The sequence below is a fragment of the Parafrankia sp. EUN1f genome, assembly GCF_000177675.1.
Classification (GTDB): Bacteria; Actinomycetota; Actinomycetes; order Frankiales; family Frankiaceae; genus Parafrankia.
In genome coordinates this window covers 25019-45780 of record NZ_ADGX01000019.1, presented here as the reverse complement: position 1 = coordinate 45780, position 20762 = coordinate 25019, and the positions used below count along the sequence as shown (strand labels likewise).

Below are 20762 nucleotides of genomic sequence, written 5' to 3'. Positions count from 1 at the left end.
GCGGGCTATTCGGGCGTGATGGCCGAGGGCAGGTCCTGGTAACGCGCGGCCCGCTTGTCGAACCTGGCCTGGACGGACTCCGTCACCTCGCCGGGCTGGAAGGCGCCGCCCTGCCAGGTCGCGGTGTAGGCAAGCCCGTCGGCGACGGTGTGGTCCCGTGCGTGCAGCAGCAGCTCCTTGCTGCCCCACACCGCGACCGGGCTGTTCGCGACGATCTCCGCGGCGATCTCGCCGACGCCGCGGAGCATCGCGTCCCGGTCCGGGAACACCTGGTTCACCAGACCGGCGGCGAGAGCCTGCTCGGCGGGCAGCCGGCGCCCGGTGTAGACGAGCTCCCGGGCGAGGCCGTCCGGGATGACCCGCGGCAGGCGCTGCAGCGTCCCGAGATCCGCCGGAATTCCGATCTTGGTCTCCTGGACCGTGAAGAAGGCGTCCGCGGTGGCGTACCTCATGTCGCAGGCGGTGATCAGGTCGACGCCACCGCCGATGCACCCGCCCTGTACCGCGGCCAGCACGGGGACCCGCAGCCGTTCCAGGGCCGTCAGGGCCTCCTGCATCCGCAGGATCAGCGACCGGCGGGCGAGGTTGGCCCGGGCCGGCTCACCGTCGGCGAAGAGCTCGGCGCTGCCGAAGGCGGCCAGGTCCAGACCCGCGGTGAAATGCCGGCCGGTGGACGCCACGACGAGCGCGCGGACGGCGCCGTCCGCACCGAGCCGGGCCAGCGCCTTCGGGAACTCATACCAGAACTCCGGCTGGAACGTGTTGAGCTCGTCCGGCCGGGAGAGCACCAGCCAGGCGACCTGGTCGACGATGTCGATCTCGAAGTTGCGGCTACCCACGGCTGACTCCCCACAAAGGCACGGACGGCGAACGTTTCACACTGAAGCCTCGATCCGGTCATGCTGAGCCTCTGTCCGGTCGCACCGAGCCTCTGCCCGGCTCCCGGTCACGCGGCCGCGGCCGGCCCGGGCAGGAGCGAGGCGAGAGCGGGCACGAAGACCAGCGACCGAAGCGTGTCATTGAGATGCGTGCAGGTGCTTGTACCCCGCAGCTGCGCCCGCACCACGTCGCGCACGTCGGCGGCGGCGACGCCGGCCAGGCGGGACGCGCTCGCCGCCGCGAACGGGCATTCCACCCAGGGCAGGACCCGGGGATACGCCGTGATCTCCGTGAGGACACCGCTGGCGAGATCGAGCCGGGCGGTGACCGTGTACTCGTGGATGACGGTCTCGGGCCCGCCGTCGGACTGGTAGCTGTCCCGGAAGAACAGGTCCACGTCGGCGGCGCCGGGCACGGCCGGGGAGCGCACGACGTCCAGGCGGCGGTGCCGGCGCATGCCGTGCGGCGGCAGCGGCGGCATCTCGTGCCACCCCTGCGGGTCGTCGGGGCGGATGAGCGCAGGGGTGGCCGGGCCCGTCACCATCGGCGGCATGCCCTCCCGCTCGATGTTCTCGATGATCGTCCCGCCCTGGATCCAGCCGGCGCACTGGTCGGCCTGGGCCAGCAGGAAACGCCCGCCGCGCAGGACGTGCCCCATCCGGCTCACCGCGTAGCCCGAGATGAGCCCGACCACGGACACGTCGTCCAGCATCGCCGCGAGCAGCGGAAGCCTCTGGTCGAGCTCGGGCAACAGCTCCGCGAGGCGGCGGCGGAACCCCGACGTGCCCCCGGTGGCCACCAGCTCGCGCAGCTGCGGCACGGCTGGGTCGACCTCGAGGCGGCGGATCTCACGCCCACCGGAGAAGGCGAGCTCGAGGTGGAAGCGCGCCGCGTCGGCCTGCGCGGCCGAGCCGTCGGGCGCGGTGACCAGGTCCCGGCCGCGGCCGAGGAGGTGCAGGTCCCCGTCGGCCCCGTCCGGGTGCAGCGCGTCGATCGTGATCGTGCGCCGGACCGAGCCCGGACGGCGGACCGGGCTTCCCGCCACCGGGTCGTGCAGGCCCCGGCGGGCGTGCAACGGCGGCTCGGCGGGAGGTGGGTCCACGAACTGCCAGCTCACTGCGACGACCTCCCTCCGGGCCGGCCGGGACGGGTCAGCGCGCGGCGTCCAGGACGGCGGGCCAGTGCGCCTTGTTCGAGCCGCCCGCGTCGTAGAGGGTCGTCCGGGCGTAGACGCCGCCGATCTTGGCGATGAGGCCGCGCCCGACCTCCTCCGGCGAGCCGATCACGGAGAACTCCGCCAGCATCTCGTCGGTGATCAGCTCCGCCATGTCGTCCCAGCGGCCCTGCTTGGACAGCGTCGTCAGCTCCGGCTGCACCTCACCCCAGCCGTGCAGCTCGAGGACGGAACGGTAGGCCGGGGTGGAGCCGTAGAAAGCGATCTGCTTCTTGGTCGCCGCGACGGCGCGGGCCATCTCCTCGTCCGTCCGCCCGATCGTGACGAACGCCGGCCCGCAGACCGTGAAGCCGTCCAGGTCGTCGCGGCCGGCCCGGGCGCGACCGCGCAGCAGCGCCGGAATGGTCACTTCCTCGATATAGCGCATGGTGCTGAACGGATGGACGAAGAACCCGTCGGCGACCTCGCCGGCGACCTCCGTCATGCCCGGGCCGACGCCGGCGAGAAAGACGGGGGGCGGGCCGAACGCGTGGGGTTTCGGGGTGAAGAACGGCGTCATGAGCGTGTGGGTGTAGAAGTCACCGCGGAAGTCCAGCTTGGTGCCGTTCTGCCAGCAGTCCCAGATCGCCCGGACCGCGAGGATAAGCTCGCGCATCCGCGCCGCGGGATGCGACCACGGCATGGAGAAACGCCTCTCGATGTGCGGCTTGATCTGCGAGCCGAGACCGAGGACGAAACGCCCCTCGCTGTACTGCGCCAGGTCGTAGCCCAGGTTCGCCAGCGTCATCGGGGTGCGCGCGAAGGCGATCGCGATCGACGTCCCGACGGTGATCGAGTCGGTCACGATCGATGCCTGCAGGCACTGGAGGAACGGGTCGTGGCTGGTCTCCCCCACCCAGGCCCCGGCGTAGCCGTCCTTCTCGACCTCGACCGCCGAGCCCGCGGTCACGGCGATGTCGTCCGACAGGTTGTAATCGATCTTCACCGCTGCTCCTCGCCCCGATCCACCGCCGACCACCGGTCCTCAGGTTGGCGTCCCCGCACCGATGTAGGCAACCGATCCAGGCCTCATCGACAAGGCCCATAACAGGTCGAATCGATCTCGTAACGCACGGTATGAAATCCGAAGCCTCCGGGCACGGGTGAGGGAGAACCCGCACACGACAACCACCCTGCTGGAGGGATGACTTCATGAGTGCATCAGGCGACCGCGGCCACGATCTTCGCGGCCACGGCCACGATCTTCATGGCCACGCCTTTCACGAGCATGGCCGCGGCGGTGGCCACGGCGGCGCGGCCGGTGGTGCGGGAGCGGGCCAGGACCTGGGCGCCAGGGCCATGGGAGCACTGCTCCCGCTGGGCATCGGCTGGCTGCTGTTCGCACTGGCCATCCCGATGTTCGGACTGACCACCGGCAAGTCGATCGCCGTCCTGCTCGGGATCACGCTACTGCTGGGTGCGCTCAGCGAGTTGGTCACCGGGCTGGCTTCCGGCACCTCCTGGCGGCCCACGCACGCGGCCCTGGCCGTCGCGCTGGCCGCCGGCGGCATCGTGGCGCTCGTCTGGCCCAGCCCGACACTGGCCGTGGTCGCCCGGATCGCCGCCTGGTCACTGCTGGCCCTCGGCATCCACGCCCTGGTCTCGGCGTTCTCGCAGCGGCAGGCAGCGCGCGGGGGCACCTGGTGGGCTCCGCTGACCATCGGCGCGTTCTCGGTCGCGATGGCGTTCTGGGCCGCGACACATCACCACCCCACGTACTCGCTGACCGTCCTGTGGGTCGCTCTCACCGCGCTCGTGATCGGTCTGACCAAGTTCGCCGCGACCATGCGCTCCGCGGACGGTGAGGAGCCCCGCCTGGACGCCCTCATGCACAGCGGCTTCAGCGGGCGGGCGGCCGCCGGCGCCGCCCGGACCGAACAGCAGCCGCACCTGGACCCGGCCGCACCCGGCCGCGGTGGCGGCGAACGCTGAGAGCCCGGGCAGGCAGCGGACGCCATGGCGGCCGGCGGTGCGCATGCGCAGGCACGCGCACGCCGGCCGCTCGGGTCCGCATCCCGGCCCATGCAGTTTCGCCTGGTCGCAGTACGCCCTATTCGTCCGGTGCGTCGTGGATCTGTCGTCCGTCACATCTGGCGAGCGCGGGATCCCGGTGGTCGCCTAGTCTCCTTGACGACGTACGGGTGTTGACGACGTGCGGGTGGCAGCGGATCCCACCAGACCAGGCAATCACGGAGGCGGGCGGCGTGACGACGGAAACCGACGAGCGCGAGATTCTGACCGAGATCCGCGACGGGGTCTGTGTCATCACCTTCAACCGCCCGAAGGCGCGCAACGCGATCACCGCGACGATGGGCCCCGCCTACGCGGACGCCCTGCGCGCCGCGGATGACGATCCGGCCGTCCGCGTGATCGTCGTGACCGGCGCCGGTCCCGGCTTCTGCTCCGGCGCCGACCTGGATGTGCTGCGCGGCGGACCCGAGATGATCAAGAAATTCGTCCCGGCCCGGGAGGACCTGCCGACGCTGGCCGTGCGGCTGCGCAAGCCCGTGGTCGCCGCGATCAACGGCGCCGCCGTCGGCATCGGCTTCGCCTACATGCTGGGCAGCGACATCCGGTTCGCGGCCGAGTCGGCGAAGCTCGCGACCGCGTTCTCGCGCCTGGGGCTCGCCGCCGAATACGGCGTGTCCTGGCTGCTGCCGCGGGTGATCGGTGTGCAGGCCGCGATGGAACTCCTGCTCAGCGGGCGGACCATCGACGCCCAGGAGGCGGCGGCCATCGGCCTCGTCCACCGGGTTGTCCCGGACGGCACGGTGCTCGACGCCGCCCTCGCCTACGCGGCGGACCTGGCGGCCAACTGCTCGCCGTTCTCGTTCGCGACCATCAAGAAGCAGGTCTACGCCGACCTCGACCGCTCCGCGGACGACGCCCTCACCGACACGCTCCAGCAGATGGACATCGCCTTCGACGGCCCGGGGCTCGCCGAGGCGCTCACCGCGCGGACCGAGAAGCGGTCCGCGGTCTTCGACGCGCTGCCCGCACGGGACTGATCACCGCCCCGAGCGGACCGGAACCGACCGGGACCGGGACTGGAATAGCCTGGCCGGCAGGGCTGGCGGGGAAGGGCCAGGCTGGCGGGGAAGGGCCGGGCAGCCCGGTCGGTCAAGGGGCGAGCGGCTCGGATCCGCAGGCCGCAGGCCGTCGGCGGCTGAGGGCTCCGGTCGCCCCGGAGGCCGCGGCGACGCACCTAACCTGGGCATTCGTGACCACCTTTCTCCTCAGCGTCCACGTCCTCGCCGCGATCATCGCCGTCGGCCCGGTGACGGTCGCGGCGAGCATGTTCGCCCCGGCGGTGCGGTCTGCGCTGCGTGAGCCCGACCCCCGGGCCGAGGGAATGGTCAGCACCCTGCACCGCATCTGCAACGTGTACGCGGCGATCGGCATCGTGGTGCCGATCCTCGGGCTGGCCACGGCCATGAGCATGGGCGTGGTCGGCGACCCCTGGCTGGTGGCCTCGATCGTGCTCACCGGGATCGCCGCGCTCGTCCTCGCGATGGTGGTGCTCCCCAGCCAGCAGCAGCTGATCGAGCAGGTGCGGACGTCCCCGGGGTCGGCCGTGAGCACCACCCGGGTCGCCGTGACCAGCGGCCTGTTCAGCCTGCTGTGGACGGTGGTCACCGTCCTGATGATCGCCCGACCGGGCTCGACGACAGGCGTCTAGCCCGGTGGCTCTCAGCAGGGCCGGGTCGGTGGGGGCGGGGTGTCCAGTCGGTCGAGGACCTGGCCGCAGATCGCGGTGAGCTGGATCAGCTGGTCCCGCGAGAGCGCCTCCACCACAAGGTCACGGACGGTCTCCACGTGACCGGGAGCGGTCGCGGCGAGCTTCGCGAAACCGAGGTCGGTCAGGATCGCGTTGGTGACCCGCCCGTCGGCAGCGCACGGGAAGCGCCGCACCCAGCCCTTGTCCTCCAGGCGTTTGACGGCGTGCGAGAGCCTGGACAGCGACCCGCAGGTGAACTCGGCGAGCCGGGCCATCGCCAGGGTCCGGTTCGGCGCCTCGGAGAGGCCGACGAGCACCGAGTACTCGAAGTGGCTCAGGCCCGCGTCACGGCGAAGCTGCGCGTCGAGGGCCGCGGGCAGGCGCGTCATGACGTTGATGAGCCCTCGCCAGGCGGTCCGTTCGCTGTCCCGGAGCCAACGCGGCTCGGCCGGGGTCACCCGACCGCCCGCGCCGGCCGCCGGCTCTCTGCCGCCGTCCATGCCATCCAGCCTATGATTTGCGCTGGCATTCCGACTTTTTACCCGGACCTTTCGGCTGAACCCGCCCGGCCGCGCACGATCGCAGCGTGGCGGCAGCATGATCGCAGGGCTGACGGCACCGGAGGTGGGCATCCGGGAGGTAGGAGGCTCGGCGATGGCAGAGGCCGTGCGAGATGAGGCCGTGCGAGATCTGGACCGTCCGGCGCGCTGGCAGGCGGACGCCGTGCTCACCGACGGCGCGCCCGTCCAGCTGCGGCCGGCGCTCGGCACCGACGCGACCGACCTCGCCGCGTTGTACACCGGCCTGACCGAGGCCGAGTCCGCGGGCCTGCCCGCCCCGTGGCACGACGAGCAGACGTCCGACGCCCTCGCGAAGCGACTGACCGACGACGACCACCGGGACCATCTGGTGGTCGTCGCGATCCTGCGCGGCCGGCTGGTCGGGGCGGCGGAGTACGTCCGGTCGGGCGCGCGCCCGGGCCCGGCCCGGGTCCGCCTGGTCGTGCGGACGGGGTACCGGCGCCGGGGTGTGGGGCCGCTGTTGCTGGAGCACCTGACCGCGGCCGCCGGCGATCTGGGCGTTCGGGCCCTGGTCGCCGACCTGCCCAGCAGCAACGACCACGCCCAGCGGGTCTTCCAGGCCGCCGGCTTCGTCCCCGACGACGCTCCCGACGACAGTTCCGACACCAGCAGCGGCGACACCAGCGCGAGCGGCAGCGGCAGCGGCAGCGGCAGCGGCAGCGGCAGCGGGCGGATCATCCGGATGGTGTTCTCGACCGCCCAGGCGCCGCGGGCGCGGGGCATCTCGCGGGCGTTGGAGCAGCGCGCCGAGGCACGCAGCATCGCCCGGCTGCTGAACCCCCGGGCGGTCGCGGTCATCGGCGCCGGCAGGCGACCCGGAAACGCGGGCCACGAGGTGTTTCGGCGGCTGCTGTCCAGCGACTTCCACGGCCCGGTCTACCCGGTCAACCCGGCGGCCCGGCAGATCGCCTCGGTCTACGCCTATCCCGACGTGCGCGAGATCCCGGACCCGGTCGACCTGGCGGTGATCGCGCTGCCGGCGGCCCAGGTCGCCGACGCCGTCCGCGCCTGCGCGCACAAGGACGTCCGGAACCTGATCGTCGTCTCGGCCGGCTTCGCCGAGGCCGGGGCCGACGGCCGGGCCCGCCTCGCCGAGGTGACCCGACTGGCCCGCGAGTCGGGCATGCGGCTGATCGGCCCGAACGCGATGGGTGTGATCAACACTGATCCGGCGGTCCGCCTGCACGCCACGTTCGCCGCCGGCTCTCCCCCGACCGGGCGGGTCGGTGCCTTCACCCAGTCCGGGGCGCTGGCCGGCACCTTCCTCGCCGAGACGGCGCGGCGCTCGATCGGCCTGTCGACGTTCGTCTCCACCGGTGACCGTTCGGACGTCTCGGGCAACGACCTGTTGCAGTTCTGGCAGTCGGACGAGCGCACCGAGGTCGTCATGTTGCACCTGCAGAGCTTCGGCAACCCCCGCAAGTTCGCCCGGATCGCCCGGCGGCTGGGCCGGCGCAAGCCGGTGATCGCGCTCAAGAGCGGCGGCAGCTCCACCGATCCTGCGCTGGACGCGCTGTTCACCAGTGCCGGCGTCATCCGGGTCGACACGCTGGGGCAGCTTTTCGACATGGCCGCGCTGCTGGTGTCCCAGCCGCTGCCGGTCGGGCGGCGGGTCGGCATCGTCGGGACGTCGAGCGCGCTGGCCGCACTGGCGGTGGACGCCTGCCGCACGGCCGGGCTCGACGTGGCACGGTTCGGATCGGCCACCACGGCCGCGTTGCGTGACCTGCTCGACGGCCAGGACGCGACGAACCCGGTGGACCTGGGCGCGATGGCGGCCCCGGACCGGTTCGAGGCGGCGCTGCGCACCGTCGCCGGTTCGGGTGACGTCGACGCCGTGCTGGTGCTGATCACCCCGCATCCCGCCGGCGACGAGCTGGCGCGGGCCGTGCGCGGCGTCGCCGCGGCGGGCCGCCTGCCGGTCGTCGCGTCCTTCCTCGGCCACGACGGGATCCCGGCCGCGCTGGCCGCCCGCCGGACCGACCACGGCGCGGCTTCGGGCCACACCTCGACCCCGGATTCCGCCTCGACGCCGGGCCACGTCTCGACGCCGGGCCGCGGATCGGTGCCGTCCTTCGCCTCGCCGGAGTCGGCGGCGTGGGCGATCGCCCGGGCCGCCGACCACGCGGCCTGGCGGGACCGCGACCAGGGCACCGTGCCCACCCTCGACCGGCTCGACCTGGGCCGGACGATGCGCGCGATGGACGGCGCGGCGATGGACGGCGAATGGCTGCCACCGGACCGGGTCACGGGGATCCTCGCCGGAGTCGGCCTAGCGGTCTGGCCGGCCGAACGGGTGGTCTCCGAAAGCCACGCGCTGGCCGCGGCCGAGCGGATCGGGTGGCCGGTCGCCCTCAAGATCGCGGACGAGCGCTTCCGTGGCCGGCTGGACGTCGGCGCGGTGCGCCTGGGTGTCGAGGGTCCCGGCGCGCTGGCCGAGGCGTGGCGCACTATCCGGGCCGCGGTCGGGCCGGGCGACATGCTGGTACAGCCGATGGCCCCGGCCGGTGTCTCCACCGTGGTCCGCATGACCCACGACCCGGCGATCGGGCCGCTGGTGTCGCTGCGGCTGGGCGGGGCGGTCGCGGACCTGCTCGTCGACCCGCTGGCCCGCGCCCTGCCCCTCACCGACCGGGACGCCGCGGAGCTGGTGCGCGGCATCCGGGGCGCCGTCATGCTGGTCGGCACGGGCAGCACGGGCAGCACGGGCAGCACGGGCGACGCAGGCGCCACGGGTGGGACCGCGCCAGCCGATCTCGCCGCCCTGGAGGACGTGCTGCACCGGCTCGCCCGGCTCGCCGAGCGTGCGCCCGCCGTCGCCGAGGTGCTCCTCGACCCGGTGCTCGTCGGCCGCTCGGGTGTCGTTCTGCTGCACGCCGGTGTCCGCCTGCTGCCGCCGGGGACCGACCCGGAGTCGCTGCCACGCCGGATGACCGGATCGGGCGTCGACTTCTTCCGCTAGGGCGCCGCTTTCTCCCGCCGGCGCCGTCCGCCGCGGGCTCAGGCCACCGAGTGGGTCACCGTGCAGGTGTACGTGCCGGCGACCACGCTGGACGGGACGTTCACGATGAGCGTGGGATTCCACGACACGGTGCTTTGCAGGATGTTGACCGTGACCGCGGAGAAGGCGGTGCGGGCGGTGCTCAGCGTGACCGCGTTGGCTGCCGTGGCCTGGCCCGGGGTGGTGAGCGAGAGCTGGCCCGTGGTGGCGGTGACGGGCCCGGACCAGTAGGACAGCTGGCTGTTCAGCACCGTCTGCTGGCTCCCTCCGGCACCGGTGGTGCAGTTCGTCGACGACACCGACGCCGTCCAGGTACCGATCAGGTTCGTGCTCGTGACCGTGACGGTGCCGAGCGCCGCCGTGAGCGTGCCGCTGCCGACCTGCCGGGAGCCGAGGTCCTTCGCGGTCGGCACGGTGATGTCCAACGCCGCGTTGGCAGGCGCGATCCCCGTTCCGGACGAAACCAGAGTCAGCAGAGCGAGCGTGAGCCGCCGCGAAGGGTGCATTCGACGGAACCCGGCCAAGCGGAAGCCGCGGCCCGGCAGACGGTTGCGCACCGCGCATTGGTACCGCGGGGACTGATCGCGGGCAAGGACGCCCGCCGCAACTGAAGGTCCGGTTCCGGAGCGAACCCGATCCGAACGGGACGTCGCGCACAGCCGATCGAGGCGGGGCCCGGCCCGGCTGGACCAGCCTGGCCACTGCCCTACCGCTCATCCCGGGAATGCCTTTGATCCACGCCACCCATGGTTACGAAGAGTAGCTATCGCCACGCGGCATGACTACGGTAGTGACGCTCACGATCGGTAAACATCCCTGCCCTGGCAGTCAGCCAGCGCAACGAACCACGGCGGCCTACCGCCGGGAAGGAGGTGCGGCTTGCGCAGATCGTCACTCTTGGTATCCGCCGGAGCCGTGGCGATCCTGGCCACCGGGCTGGCCCTCACCCCACCCGCGACCGCCGCCACGTCCGGCACGACCACCGTCACGTTCACCCTCACCGGCGGGACCCTCGACATCACCGTTCCTGGTCCGTCCCCGGTGAACCTCGGCTCGTTCGCAGTCACCGCTCCGACGGTTTCCGGCCCCCTGGGCAACGTGACCGTCACCGACTCGCGTGGCCTTGCGTCCGCGACCTGGATCGCGAGCGTCACGTCCTCGGCGTTCGCGGGCAGCGGCACGGCGGCGGGCGTCACGATTCCGGCGTCCGCCATCGCTTACACACCCGGAACCATCACAGCCAGTAATGTGTCAACCACGGGATCAAATGTGGCCGCGCTGTCTGGCACCGCGCAGACAGCGGTGACAGCCACAGCTGGCACCGGCCTGAACACCGCCACCTGGGACCCGACGCTAACCATCACGATTCCGTCGGCATCGAAGGTGGCAGGCACCTACACCGCGACGGTGACGCACTCGGTCGCCTAGCGGTCTGGTCGGCCGCGACCGCAGGCGACCACGCAGGCGAGGGGGTGGCAAGACGGGACAGCGATCTGGCCGGGCACTGCCCTGCCGCACTGTCACGCGGACCATCACGGTGATCGTGGCCAGTCTGCTGCTGGCCACGATCACCATCGGCGCTTCTCCCGGGGCGCGGGCGAGCGACGACGGCACCATCGGTGTACGCCTCATGGAGGTCACCGACAGCCTGCGCCTCGACCCGCGCGCCCGGCAGTACCTGATCGATCACCTGGAGCCGGGCGCCACCATCGACCGGCGCGTCGAGGTCACGAACAACGGCGACGAACCGCGCCGGATAGTCGTCTACCCGGGCGCCGCGACGGTCGGGAAGGGCCACTTCTCCTTCGGTGAAAGCCACGCCGTCAACGAGCTGACCACATGGGCCAGCGTCGACAGGAGCGTCCTCGAGGTCGCGGCGCACAGCACCGACACTGTCACGGTGCGCGTCACCGTGCCGACCGACGCCTCACCCGGTGAGCACTACGGCGTCATCTGGGCCGAGACCGCCAGCTCCGCGAACGGCGGCACCGGCGTCCAGCTGGTGAACAGGGTGGGTATCCGCGTCTATCTCGACATCGGGCCGGGCGGGCCCGCGCCCTCCGCCTTCACCATGTCGGACATCGTGGCGCGCCGGATGGATGACGGCCGGCCCGCCATGATCACCACTGTCCACAACACGGGCGGACGGGCCCTGGACATCACCGGCGAGCTGCGCCTGGCCGACGGGCCTGGCGGCCTGCAGGCCGGCCCGTTCGACGCGAGGCTCGGCACGACTGTCGCCCCGGGCGAAAGCGACCCGGTGACGGTCTTCCTGGATCCACTGGTGCCTGCCGGCCCGTGGAAGGCGACGATCACCCTGCGCAGCGGCCTGGTGGAGAACACTCTCGCCGCCCGCATCCGCTTCCCCGACCGGCCCGATACCCAGACCGGTCCGGTCCGTGAGCGCCTCCTTCCGTTCCTTCCCCTGGACGGCCCGGCCGCGATCGCCCTCGTCACGGGCACCGGAGCGCTCGTCGCGGCGCTCGCCCTGCTCGCGGGCCGTGCGGCCCACCTCCGCCACACCCGCCACGGCCGCCACGCCCGCCGGGCCGGCGACGGGCCCGCGCAGGAGTAGACAGCCGCAGTGTCCCTAGGGTCTTCAGGGATCGGACGAGCCGGTGGGGACCGGACCGCGGACGGGACGACGGAGGGCATGTATGGATCTTGAACTGGCCGGCAGGGTCATCCTGGTCACCGGTGGCTCCGAAGGTCTGGGTGCGGCGCTCGTCCGCACCCTGGCGGCGGAGGGCGCGCGGGTGGCCTTCTGCGCCCGCAGGTCCCATGCCCTCGACCGGCTCGCCGACGAGGTCACGAAGGCCGGCGCGGACCAGGCGGATGTGCTGCCGGTGGTCGCCGACGTCACCAGCGTCGCCGACCTGGAGCAGTTCACCGAGCTGGCCGTCGGCCGCTGGGGGCGGATCGACGGGCTGGTGAACAACGCCGGGCGCAGCGCCGCCGGCATGTTCACCGCGCAGACCGACGAGGTATGGGACGCCGACGTCGAGCTCAAGGTGTACAGCGCGATCCGGCTCATCCGGCTGGTGCTCCCGCAGCTGCGCGCCGCGGGTGGCGGCAGCATCGTCAACACGCTCGCCGTGGCGGCGAAGGCGCCCGGGGCGGGATCGATGCCCACATCGGTGTCCCGGGCCGCCGGCCTCGCCCTGACCAAGGCCCTGTCGAAGGAGCTGGGCCGGGACGGGATCCGGGTCAACGCGGTGCTCATCGGTCTGCTGGAGAGCCGGCAGTGGGAACGGCGGGCTACCGAGCTCGGTGTCAGCACGAGTGAGCTCTACACCGATCTCGGCCAGAACTCCGGCATCCCGCTCGGGCGGGTCGGCGCGGCCCAGGACTTCGCCGACCTCGCCGCGTTCCTGCTCTCACCGCGGGCGGCCTACCTCACCGGCGCCGGCATCAACCTGGACGGCGGGCTCTCCCCGGTGCACTGAGTGACCCGGTGAACGGAGCCACCCGGTGAGCGGATCGACCCGGTGGACCGAGTCGCCAGGTGAGCCAGGTCACCCGGTGCTCCGGGTCGGAATCTCGTAATTCGCATGCTTAACCCGTGCCTTCCCGGGAAGCAGGAACAACGAGCAACACGATCACACCACCATACGGAGGACGACCGTGAGCCTGATCAACAGCCTGCTCGAAGGACTCGACGCCAGCGACCGGGAACGAACCGTCGGCCTGATCAACCGAAGCATCGCGGCGGATCTGGCCAGCGTCGCCGACGGCGCCGGGCCCGCCCGGCAGGTCGATGTGGGCACGCGCAGCCGGGCCCGGCGCACGCGCTCGACGTCGGGATCCGGCGCACGCTCCGGGCGCTGAGCGTTCCCGCACCGGGGCGGCACCCACAGCTGCCCACGCAACAGAGAGAAACATCAGGACCACGCTGGATCGGCAACGATCCGGAAATTCGCCAATGTCACGCGCCCGCACGGCGTGGGACCGTTCGAGATGTCCCTTTGCGGTACTAGGTTCTGGGCGTTCGGCCTCGCGCGTCGCGACGAGGGCCGTCCGCGGATCGCACCACGCGAGCCGTGCCACCCGACCGCAACCGCGCATCACCCACTGCGCGGGGGCGCCCCGCCGCAAGAGGGAAGATGCGTCTCGTTCACGCAGCCGACGTCCACCTCGACAGCCCCCTGCGTGGGCTGACCCGGCTCGGCGACGGCGACCTCGCCCAGCTGCTCCGGCAGGCGACCAGGCGGGCGCTCGGCAACCTGGTCGATCTCACCATCGCCAGGCAGGCGGACGCGCTGCTGCTCGCCGGGGACATCTACGACGGAACCTGGCACGACTACGCGACCGGGCGGTTCTTCGTCGAGCAGATGGGGCGCCTGCGCGACACGGGCGTCCGGGTGTTCATGATCTCGGGAAACCACGACGCCGAGAGCGAGATCACCCGGACGCTCACCCTGCCCCCCAACGTCACCGTGTTCCCGGCCGACCAGCCGGCCACGCACACGGCGGACGACCTGGGCCTGGCGGTGCACGGGCAGAGCTACGCCACCCGCGCCGTCGGGGACAATCTCGTCCTGCGGTACCCGGACGCCATCGGCGGGCTGGTCAACGTCGGTCTCCTGCACACCGCCGCGGACGGCGCCGAGGGCCACGACAACTACGCACCATGCTCTGCGGACGACCTGACCCGCACCGGGTACGACTACTTCGCGCTCGGTCATGTCCACACCCATCGGGTGGTGGCGGCCGGCGAGCAGGTCGCGGCGTTCAGCGGGAACCTCCAGGGCCGCACCCCGCGGGAGGCCGGCCCGAAGGGCGCCCTCGTCGTCGAGATCACCGACGCCGGCCCCGCCCGCGTCGAGCACGTGCCCTGCGACGTCGCCCGCTGGGCTCTGATCACGGTCGACACCAGCGGCACCGCCAGCCTCGACGCCGTCCTCGACCGGATCGCGACGGAGCTGCGGGCCGCGCGGGAGGCCGCCGGCGACCGCCCCGTCGTCGCGCGGATCGTGCTCACCGGCACCAGTCGGGCGGCCGCCGACCTCGCCGATGCCGAGCGGCTGCGCGAGGAGCTGCGCTCCGTCGAGGACGGCCTGCGGGTCTGCCTGGAGAAGATCGTCACCCGGGTCACCGATCCGACTTCCGCCGGAGGCGTCGACCCCGAGCTGATCACGTCGATCCTGGCGGCTTTCGAGTCGCTCGGCGGGCAGCGGGACCTGCTCCGGCAGTGGGTCGGGCCGCTGGAGCGGGAGATCGGCCGGCTGCTGCGCACCGCCGACCTGCTCGACCTGGGCGACCCCGGCACACTCGGCGAGCTGGCCCACCGGGCCGGAAGTGGCCTGCTGGCCCGGCTGGCCGGCGGTGACGCCTGATGCGCATCCGGGCGTTGGGGCTTGAGCGCTACGGCGCCTTCGAAGCCCGCCGAGTCGAGTTCGGCCCCGGGCTGACCCTGGTCGTCGGCGCCAACGAGGCCGGCAAGTCCACCACGCTGGATGCGCTCTCCGACCTGCTGTGGACCTTCCGCGGCACCCGGCAGAGCTTCCATTTCGGCCTGGGCGCGCTGAGCCTGAGCGCCGACCTCGAACTGCCCGGGGGTGAGATCCCCGCGGCGCCGGACGAGATCCCCCCGACGACGCAGGTGGAGATCAGGCGTCGCAACACCGGTTTGCAGACGGCCGCGGACGGCGCCCCGTTCGCACCGCCCTGGGGTTCCGGCGGCGCCGCGGAGCGCGACCGCTGGCGCCGAGCCTTCGGGCTCTCCCACACCGAACTGCGAGAAGGCGGCGCCAACGTCTTCGCGGGCCGCGGTGACCTCGCCGAGCTCGTCTTCACCGCGCGTAGCGGCCGGGCGGTGCGCAGCCTGCTCGACGCGCTCGCGGCCGAGATGGACTCCCTCTACAAGCAGCATCGCAACAGCAAGCAGTCGAAGCTGCGCATCGCGCTGACGGACTACCAGCGCCAGGCCGAGCAGGCGGCGGCGTCCATGACCCGCGCGGCCCACGTCGAGGCGGCCCGCCACGAGCTGGCGCTACGCCGCGGCGAGGCCGCGTCGATGGCGGCGGCGGTCCGATCGGCCGCCGCGGCGGCCGATCGGATGGAGCAGCGGAGCCGGGCCGCGGCGTTCGTCCGGGATCTCGTGGTGCTCCGGGAGCGCCGGATCGCCCTGCTGGGAGCCGGCACCGTGCTCACCGCGGAGCAGGCGGCGATCTTCGACGCCAGCGTCGGGGAGACCGTGGCCGCCGAGACGGAGCTGGAGCGGCTGACCACTGAGCTGACCGAGCGCCGCGCCGCGCGGGAGACGCTGACCGTCGACGAGGCGGTGCTCGCGGACAGCGCGACCATCATCCGGCTGGACCGGGCCAGCGTCGCGCGGCTGGGCGACGGCCGCCGCGCCCGTGAGCTGGCCGCCGAGTCACGTCACCAGTCCGGCCTGGCGCGCGCGCTGCTGCTGGGCCTCGTCGGCCCGAACGACGAGCGTGACACCGCCGATCTTCTCGACCATCTGCACGTCCCCCGCGATCTCGCTGCCCAGCTGGACGCGCTGGCCGCCACGATCGCTGACCTCGGCGACGAGCTGGGCCGGGCCGAGGAGACACTGTCCGCCGCGCGCCAGCGTCACGACGCCGCCACCGAGCTCTTCCCCGGGGCCGATCCGGCGGCGATCAGCCATCTCAAGGCCGTGGTCGCCGTCGTCGGCGCCGAAGGGTCGGCGACCGCGCGGGCCCGGGACGCCGTCGACGCGGCGGCCCACGCGGTCCGCGACCGGCGGGCGGCGCTGCACCGCGCCGGTGCCCGTGATCTGGACGGCCCACCGCCCACCATGCCTGGTCGCGCCGAGGTGCGGTCGGCACGCGAGGCGCTGGACGCGGCGCAGGTCACGCTGGCCCGGCGCGAGGAGGACCTGGTCGGGGCCACCCGCGACGACGAGCTCGCCCAGGGACGGCTCGCCGAAGCGGACGAGCAGGACCTGCCGGACTCCGCGACGCTGGAACAGGCCCGCGCGACCCGCGCGCGGCTGTGGAACCTGCTGCTCGCCGCGACCGGCACCGCCACACCGGACCCCACCGCCACGCCCGGCGCACCGGACGCACCAGACGCACCAGACGCACCAGACGCACCAGACGCACCAGACGCACCAGGGCAGGGTCTGACCCGACAGCGGGCCGGTGAGCTCCTGCCGGTGCTCGCCGCCGGCATCGCCCAGGCCGACGAGATCGCCGACCAGCTCATCCGCCATGCCGACCTCGCGGCCCGGCGCGGCCAGCTCCGCCGGGAGGCCACGACCGCCCGCAAGCGCGTGACGGCCGCGCTGTCCGCCACCGCCGCGGCGGCCGACGCCGCCGATCAGGCCGCCGCCGCCTGGACTGCGCTGTGGCAGGGCGCCGGCCTCGCCGCTCCCGCCCGGGACGAGGTGGAGGACGTCCTGCAGGCCGCCGACGACGCGCACCGCGCGCATGGCGAGCTGCTCGCCGCACAGGCACGCGTCAACGGGCTGGACCCGCAGGTGCGGGCGCAGCGCAGCGCGCTGACCGAAGCGCTGACCCGGGTCGGTGTCCCGACCACGGAAGCCGACCTCGACAGCCTGCTCGGCGCCGCACGCGGCGTGCTCGACGACGACGACAGGGCCCGGGAGCAGCGCGCCACCGCGCTCCACTCCGGGCGTGTCGTCGACGAGGCGGAGCGTGACCTGGCGAAACGCCGTGAGGAGCTGCGCGGCGCCGAGGACGACTGGCAGGCCCTCGTCCGCCGGGCCGTCCTGGCCGACGTCACCGACCCCCGGGGTGGGCCGAGCGGCGGGCTGTGCTCACCGAGGCCGCCGCACTGCACGAGCTTGCGCTGCAGGCCGGGCGGGATGCCGACGCCGCCGGAGGCGTGTTCGGCGACTTCGCCGCCGAGGTGACGGGGCTGGCGGCACGGCACGGCCTGCGCCGGACCTCCGCCGAGCCGGACCCAGGCCGCCCCGGCCCGACAACAGCGACGGCGACGGCGGGGTCCGACGACCTGGACGCCGAGATCGGCGCGCTGGCCGACCTGGTCGACCAGCTCAGCGGCCTGCACCGGGCCGCCACGCAGAACCGGGCCCGCGCCGCGGAGATCGACCAGGCGATCGAGGGGCTCACCACCCGCGTCGAGGCGGCGGCCCGGCTCCGGGACAGCGCCGCGGGACGTCTCGACGAGCTCGGCGCCCAGGTCACCCTCGCACCCGGGCAGACCCTCGCGGACGCGGCGGCCCGCCAGCGGGACCTCGCCCATGTGACGGCGGAGCTGACGGCCGCCGAGGCCCTCCTGCGTGCGACCGTTCCCGGCGACGACCTCGAGGCCGTCGTGAGCGACCTGACCGGCCGGACGGACGCGGAGCTCGCGGCCGAAGTCACCCGCGCCCGGGACGAGCATGACCGGTACGCCGCCGCCCAGCGGGACGCCTGGACGGCGGTCGGCACCGGCGAACGGCGCCTGCTCGACCTGGAGAGCGGTGCGAGCGCCGGCGAGCTGCACGCGCGGGCCCAGGAGTCGCTGGCGCTGGTCGCGGAGACCGCGGAGCGCTACGTCATCGCACGCCTGCAGCACGAGACGCTGCGCAGCGAGCTGGCAGCTTACGAACGTCGCCATGCATCGCCCCTGCTCGCCGCCGCGGGGCAGCTGCTCGAACGGCTCACCGAGGGCCGGTACGTGGCGCTGCGCGCCGTCGACCGCGGCGACTCCGCCCGGACGTTGAAGGTCATCCGCTCGGACGAGCAGGAGCTCGGGCCGGACGACCTGTCGGAGGGCACCTGCGACCAGGTGTTCCTCGCCCTGCGGCTGGCGGCGATCAACCAGCTCCAGCGGGAGCGGGCCGATCGCGGCGAGCCCACGCTGCCGGTCGTGCTCGACGACGTCCTCATGACCTTCGACGACGACCGGACGAGGGCCGCCCTGCGGGTGCTGGCCGAGTTCGCGCCCAGCTGGCAGATCATCCTGCTGACCCACCACGAGCACCTCGCCGACCTGGCCCGGGACGTCGTCGGCCAGCTCCGGAGCGACCCGCCCCGGCAGAAGGAACGGGACGACCAGGGCGGACGGGGCGATGAGGACCTGATCACGATCACGTACCTGCCCGCCGCGTTCGCGATCGCCGCGGCCCGGCAGCCGGATGACGTCCGGGCCATGGCCGGGATCCCGCTCCCGGCCGGCCCGGCGGACCGGCTCCTGCCTGCCCCCACCGGGCCGCGTGGGTCGGAGGCGCTCTCCTCCGCCGGCCCGGGCGGCGCCGGGACCGGCGGCCGGGATCCCGGCCAGATCCGAGGATGGGCCAGGCAGCACGGTTTCGAGGTCGGTGACCGCGGCCGCATCCCGCGGGAGATCGTCGAGGCCTTCGATGCCGCCCACTCCGGCTGAGGCCCGCCCTCACCCGGCCAGTAGCCCACCCGCGGTGCGGTCGCGCCCGCGGTGACGTGGTGTCCCGCGGTGAGGTCCGTCCCGCGGCGTACGGGTACCGGCGCACGGACCGGTACCGTCGGGGACAGCACCGGGGCGTGCCCCCATGGATCAACCAACGAACCGAAAGCAGGAAGCCGCAAATGACCGGGCGTCAGAAGATCGCATACCAGGGCGAACCGGGAGCCAACTCCCATATCGCCTGCCGCGACGTCTACCCCGATTTCGAGGCCGTACCGTTCCAGACCTTCGAGGAATGCTTCACCGCGCTGGAGGACGGTACCGTCGGCCTGGCGATGATTCCGGTCGAGAACTCGACCGCGGGCCGGGTGGCGGACATTCACCATCTGCTCCCGAACACGTCCGTGCACATCATCGGCGAGTACTTCCTGCCCATTCGCCACCAGCTCGTCGGCCTCCCGCGCGCGACCATGGACGATCTCAAGACCGTGCACAGCCATCCGCAGGCGCTGGCCCAGTGCCGCAACGCCATCCGCGCGCTCGGGCTCACCGCCGTACCGGCCGCGGACACCGCGGGCAGCGCGCGCGAGGTCGCCGAGTGGGATGATGTGACGAAGGCTGCGGTCTCCTCCCGGCTGGCGGCCGAGGAGTACGGTCTGCGGGTGCTGCGGGCCGATCTCGAGGACGAGGAGCACAACACCACCCGGTTCCTGATCCTCTCCAACGAACGCCTGCGCGCCGCGGCCGGTGTCGGACCGATCGTCACCACCTTCGTGTTCAAGGTGCGGAACATGCCGGCGGCGCTCTACAAGGCAATGGGCGGGTTCGCCACCAACGGCATCAACATGACGAAGCTGGAGAGCTGCATGGTGAGCGGCAACTTCGTGGCGACTCAGTTCCTCGCCGACATCGAGGGCAGCCCGGAGGACCCGGCCGTCGAACGGGCCTTCTCCGAGCTCGGTTTCTTCGCCGACTACCGGATCCTCGGGGTCTACCGGGCGAGCCGGTTCCGCGAGCGGTACGGCCCGGCGACCGAGCGCGCCTGAGCAGCGCCCGCCGACCCCGCCCCGCCATGCGACGCGTGTTCCAGCAGGTCGACGTCTTCACCTCGCGGCCCTGCCTCGGGAATCCCCTCGCGGTCGTCCTCGACGCCGAAGGGTTGTCCCCCGAGGAGATGCAGCGGTTCGCGGCCTGGACGAACCTCTCCGAGACGACCTTCGTCTTTCCACCGACCACGCCGGCCGCGGACTACCGCGTCCGCATCTTCACCCCGGCAGGCGAGCTGCCGTTCGCGGGCCATCCGACGCTGGGGACCGCTCACGCCTGGCTGGGTGCGGGCGGGACGCCCCGTGACGACGACCGGGTCATCCAGGAGTGCGACGCGGGCCTGATCACCGTGCGCCGGGACGCGCTGTCGAGGGAGGCGCCAGCGGCGGACGCCCCGTCGGGGCTGGCCTTCGCGGCGCCGCCGCTGCTGCGCTACGAGCCGGCGGACGCCGAGCTGCTGGTCCATCTCGCCGAGGTTCTTCGGATCCCGGCCACGGACATCGTCGCTGCCCAGTGGGTGGACAACGGCCCGGGCTGGGTAGCGGTGATGCTGGCCTCCGCCGAGAGGGTGCTGGCAGTCGATCCTGGCACCGTTGACCTGAGCGTGGGCGTCATCGGGCCGCACCCGGCGGGCGGCCCGGCCGCCTTCGAGGTGCGCGCGTTCAGCCCGCTGATCACGACGGTCGAGGACCCCGTGACGGGCAGTCTGAACGCCTCGCTCGCCACCTGGCTGTTCGACACCGGCGTTGTGCAGGGGCCGTTCACCACCCGGCAGGGCACCAGGCTCGGCCGCGACGGGCAGGTTCGCCTCTCCCGCGGGGAGGACGGGACGGTCTGGGTCGGCGGCGACACCGTGACCTGCATCGTCGGCGAGGTCGACATCTAGCACCAAGTCGAGAAGTACTCAGGGTGAGGCCGCCAGGATGATCTGGTGACCGAGCTATGAGAGCTGGTGGACGACTTGCGGTACTGGCGTTCGGGGTC

General features: G+C 72.9%; 18 protein-coding genes. 13 read left to right on the top strand and 5 right to left on the bottom strand.

The features are described 5' to 3' along the window. Nucleotides 1-5 precede the first annotated feature (5 nt). The 3 genes from FREUN1FDRAFT_RS08085 to FREUN1FDRAFT_RS08075 form a co-directional block, all read right to left on the bottom strand. Nucleotides 6-839: an enoyl-CoA hydratase-related protein gene (locus tag FREUN1FDRAFT_RS08085; protein WP_006539506.1), complete on the bottom strand. Its 834-nt coding sequence runs from the start codon at nt 837-839 to the stop codon at nt 6-8. Between the two features lie 107 nt (nt 840-946). Further along, entirely contained in the window at nt 947-1996 is a 1050-nt protein-coding gene (locus FREUN1FDRAFT_RS08080; protein ID WP_006539505.1) for a DUF2889 domain-containing protein, read from the bottom strand. 34 nt (nt 1997-2030) lie between these two features. Continuing rightward, nucleotides 2031-3038 carry an LLM class F420-dependent oxidoreductase gene (locus FREUN1FDRAFT_RS08075; protein WP_006539504.1) on the bottom strand — a complete coding sequence of 336 codons (1008 nt, stop codon included), beginning with the start codon at nt 3036-3038 and terminating at the stop codon, nt 2031-2033. 206 nt (nt 3039-3244) lie between these two features. On the opposite strand from FREUN1FDRAFT_RS08075, the gene FREUN1FDRAFT_RS39575 reads away from it, so the two are divergent. From FREUN1FDRAFT_RS39575 to FREUN1FDRAFT_RS08060, 3 genes are all read left to right on the top strand, one after another. Beyond that, complete coding sequence (locus FREUN1FDRAFT_RS39575) at nt 3245-4024, top strand: HdeD family acid-resistance protein (RefSeq protein WP_006539503.1); 780 nt, start codon at nt 3245-3247, stop codon at nt 4022-4024. Nucleotides 4025-4296: 272 nt separating this feature from the next. Next, a complete protein-coding gene (locus FREUN1FDRAFT_RS08065; protein WP_006539502.1) occupies nt 4297-5100 on the top strand; it encodes an enoyl-CoA hydratase-related protein in 804 nt (267 codons plus the stop codon). 212 nt (nt 5101-5312) lie between these two features. Continuing rightward, a complete protein-coding gene (locus FREUN1FDRAFT_RS08060) occupies nt 5313-5771 on the top strand; it encodes a DUF2269 family protein (protein WP_006539501.1) in 459 nt (152 codons plus the stop codon). 11 nt (nt 5772-5782) lie between these two features. On the opposite strand, the gene FREUN1FDRAFT_RS08055 is transcribed toward FREUN1FDRAFT_RS08060, so the two are convergent. Beyond that, a complete protein-coding gene (locus tag FREUN1FDRAFT_RS08055; protein WP_006539500.1) occupies nt 5783-6310 on the bottom strand; it encodes a MarR family winged helix-turn-helix transcriptional regulator in 528 nt (175 codons plus the stop codon). A 154-nt stretch (nt 6311-6464) separates the two neighbouring features. On the opposite strand from FREUN1FDRAFT_RS08055, the gene FREUN1FDRAFT_RS08050 reads away from it, so the two are divergent. Then, nucleotides 6465-9353 (top strand): bifunctional GNAT family N-acetyltransferase/acetate--CoA ligase family protein, encoded by a 2889-nt coding sequence (locus FREUN1FDRAFT_RS08050; RefSeq protein WP_006539499.1) that lies wholly within the window; start codon nt 6465-6467, stop codon nt 9351-9353. A 38-nt stretch (nt 9354-9391) separates the two neighbouring features. Here the strand turns inward: FREUN1FDRAFT_RS08050 and FREUN1FDRAFT_RS08045 are convergent, their stop codons facing one another. Continuing rightward, the gene (locus tag FREUN1FDRAFT_RS08045) at nt 9392-9898 is read right to left on the bottom strand and encodes a hypothetical protein (RefSeq protein WP_006539498.1); all 507 of its coding nucleotides are present in this window, start codon (nt 9896-9898) and stop codon (nt 9392-9394) included. A gap of 373 nt (nt 9899-10271) precedes the next feature. Between FREUN1FDRAFT_RS08045 and FREUN1FDRAFT_RS08040 the strand changes: the two genes are divergently transcribed. The 9 genes from FREUN1FDRAFT_RS08040 to FREUN1FDRAFT_RS08005 all read left to right on the top strand — a co-directional run bounded on the left by FREUN1FDRAFT_RS08040 (nt 10272) and on the right by FREUN1FDRAFT_RS08005 (nt 20664). Continuing rightward, nucleotides 10272-10820 (top strand): hypothetical protein, encoded by a 549-nt coding sequence (locus FREUN1FDRAFT_RS08040; RefSeq protein WP_006539497.1) that lies wholly within the window; start codon nt 10272-10274, stop codon nt 10818-10820. 109 nt (nt 10821-10929) lie between these two features. Then, nucleotides 10930-11967 (top strand): hypothetical protein, encoded by a 1038-nt coding sequence (locus FREUN1FDRAFT_RS08035; protein WP_006539496.1) that lies wholly within the window; start codon nt 10930-10932, stop codon nt 11965-11967. An 82-nt stretch (nt 11968-12049) separates the two neighbouring features. Further along, nucleotides 12050-12838: an SDR family oxidoreductase gene (locus tag FREUN1FDRAFT_RS08030; RefSeq protein ID WP_006539495.1), complete on the top strand. Its 789-nt coding sequence runs from the start codon at nt 12050-12052 to the stop codon at nt 12836-12838. A 178-nt stretch (nt 12839-13016) separates the two neighbouring features. Beyond that, nucleotides 13017-13220 (top strand): hypothetical protein, encoded by a 204-nt coding sequence (locus tag FREUN1FDRAFT_RS08025; RefSeq protein ID WP_006539494.1) that lies wholly within the window; start codon nt 13017-13019, stop codon nt 13218-13220. A gap of 275 nt (nt 13221-13495) precedes the next feature. Continuing rightward, on the top strand, nt 13496-14728 hold the full coding sequence (locus tag FREUN1FDRAFT_RS08020; protein ID WP_006539493.1) for a DNA repair exonuclease: 1233 nt from the start codon (nt 13496-13498) through the stop codon (nt 14726-14728). Beyond that, nucleotides 14728-17256: an AAA family ATPase gene (locus FREUN1FDRAFT_RS45000; protein ID WP_006539492.1), complete on the top strand. Its 2529-nt coding sequence runs from the start codon at nt 14728-14730 to the stop codon at nt 17254-17256. Before FREUN1FDRAFT_RS08020 ends, FREUN1FDRAFT_RS45000 begins: the two co-directional genes overlap by 1 nt. Then, nucleotides 17157-18731 (top strand): histone-like nucleoid-structuring protein Lsr2, encoded by a 1575-nt coding sequence (locus tag FREUN1FDRAFT_RS45990; protein ID WP_232295093.1) that lies wholly within the window; start codon nt 17157-17159, stop codon nt 18729-18731. Before FREUN1FDRAFT_RS45000 ends, FREUN1FDRAFT_RS45990 begins: the two co-directional genes overlap by 100 nt. Nucleotides 18732-18913: 182 nt before the next feature. Then, nucleotides 18914-19777 carry a prephenate dehydratase gene (locus tag FREUN1FDRAFT_RS08010; protein WP_006539490.1) on the top strand — a complete coding sequence of 288 codons (864 nt, stop codon included), beginning with the start codon at nt 18914-18916 and terminating at the stop codon, nt 19775-19777. 26 nt (nt 19778-19803) lie between these two features. Next, on the top strand, nt 19804-20664 hold the full coding sequence (locus FREUN1FDRAFT_RS08005; RefSeq protein ID WP_006539489.1) for a PhzF family phenazine biosynthesis protein: 861 nt from the start codon (nt 19804-19806) through the stop codon (nt 20662-20664). The last annotated feature ends 98 nt before the right edge of the window (nt 20665-20762 follow it).

Excerpts from the sequence above, each read along its gene's own strand:
- FREUN1FDRAFT_RS08045 (WP_006539498.1), bottom strand. The coding sequence starts at position 9,898 with ATGCACCCTTCGCGGCGGCTCACGCTCGCTCTGCTGACTCTGGTTTCG.
- FREUN1FDRAFT_RS45000 (WP_006539492.1), top strand. The coding sequence starts at position 14,728 with ATGCGCATCCGGGCGTTGGGGCTTGAGCGCTACGGCGCCTTCGAAGCC.
- FREUN1FDRAFT_RS08055 (WP_006539500.1), bottom strand. The coding sequence starts at position 6,310 with ATGGACGGCGGCAGAGAGCCGGCGGCCGGCGCGGGCGGTCGGGTGACC.
- FREUN1FDRAFT_RS08005 (WP_006539489.1), top strand. The coding sequence starts at position 19,804 with ATGCGACGCGTGTTCCAGCAGGTCGACGTCTTCACCTCGCGGCCCTGC.
- FREUN1FDRAFT_RS08020 (WP_006539493.1), top strand. The coding sequence starts at position 13,496 with ATGCGTCTCGTTCACGCAGCCGACGTCCACCTCGACAGCCCCCTGCGT.
- FREUN1FDRAFT_RS08050 (WP_006539499.1), top strand. The coding sequence starts at position 6,465 with ATGGCAGAGGCCGTGCGAGATGAGGCCGTGCGAGATCTGGACCGTCCG.
- FREUN1FDRAFT_RS08030 (WP_006539495.1), top strand. The coding sequence starts at position 12,050 with ATGGATCTTGAACTGGCCGGCAGGGTCATCCTGGTCACCGGTGGCTCC.
- FREUN1FDRAFT_RS39575 (WP_006539503.1), top strand. The coding sequence starts at position 3,245 with ATGAGTGCATCAGGCGACCGCGGCCACGATCTTCGCGGCCACGGCCAC.
- FREUN1FDRAFT_RS08010 (WP_006539490.1), top strand. The coding sequence starts at position 18,914 with ATGACCGGGCGTCAGAAGATCGCATACCAGGGCGAACCGGGAGCCAAC.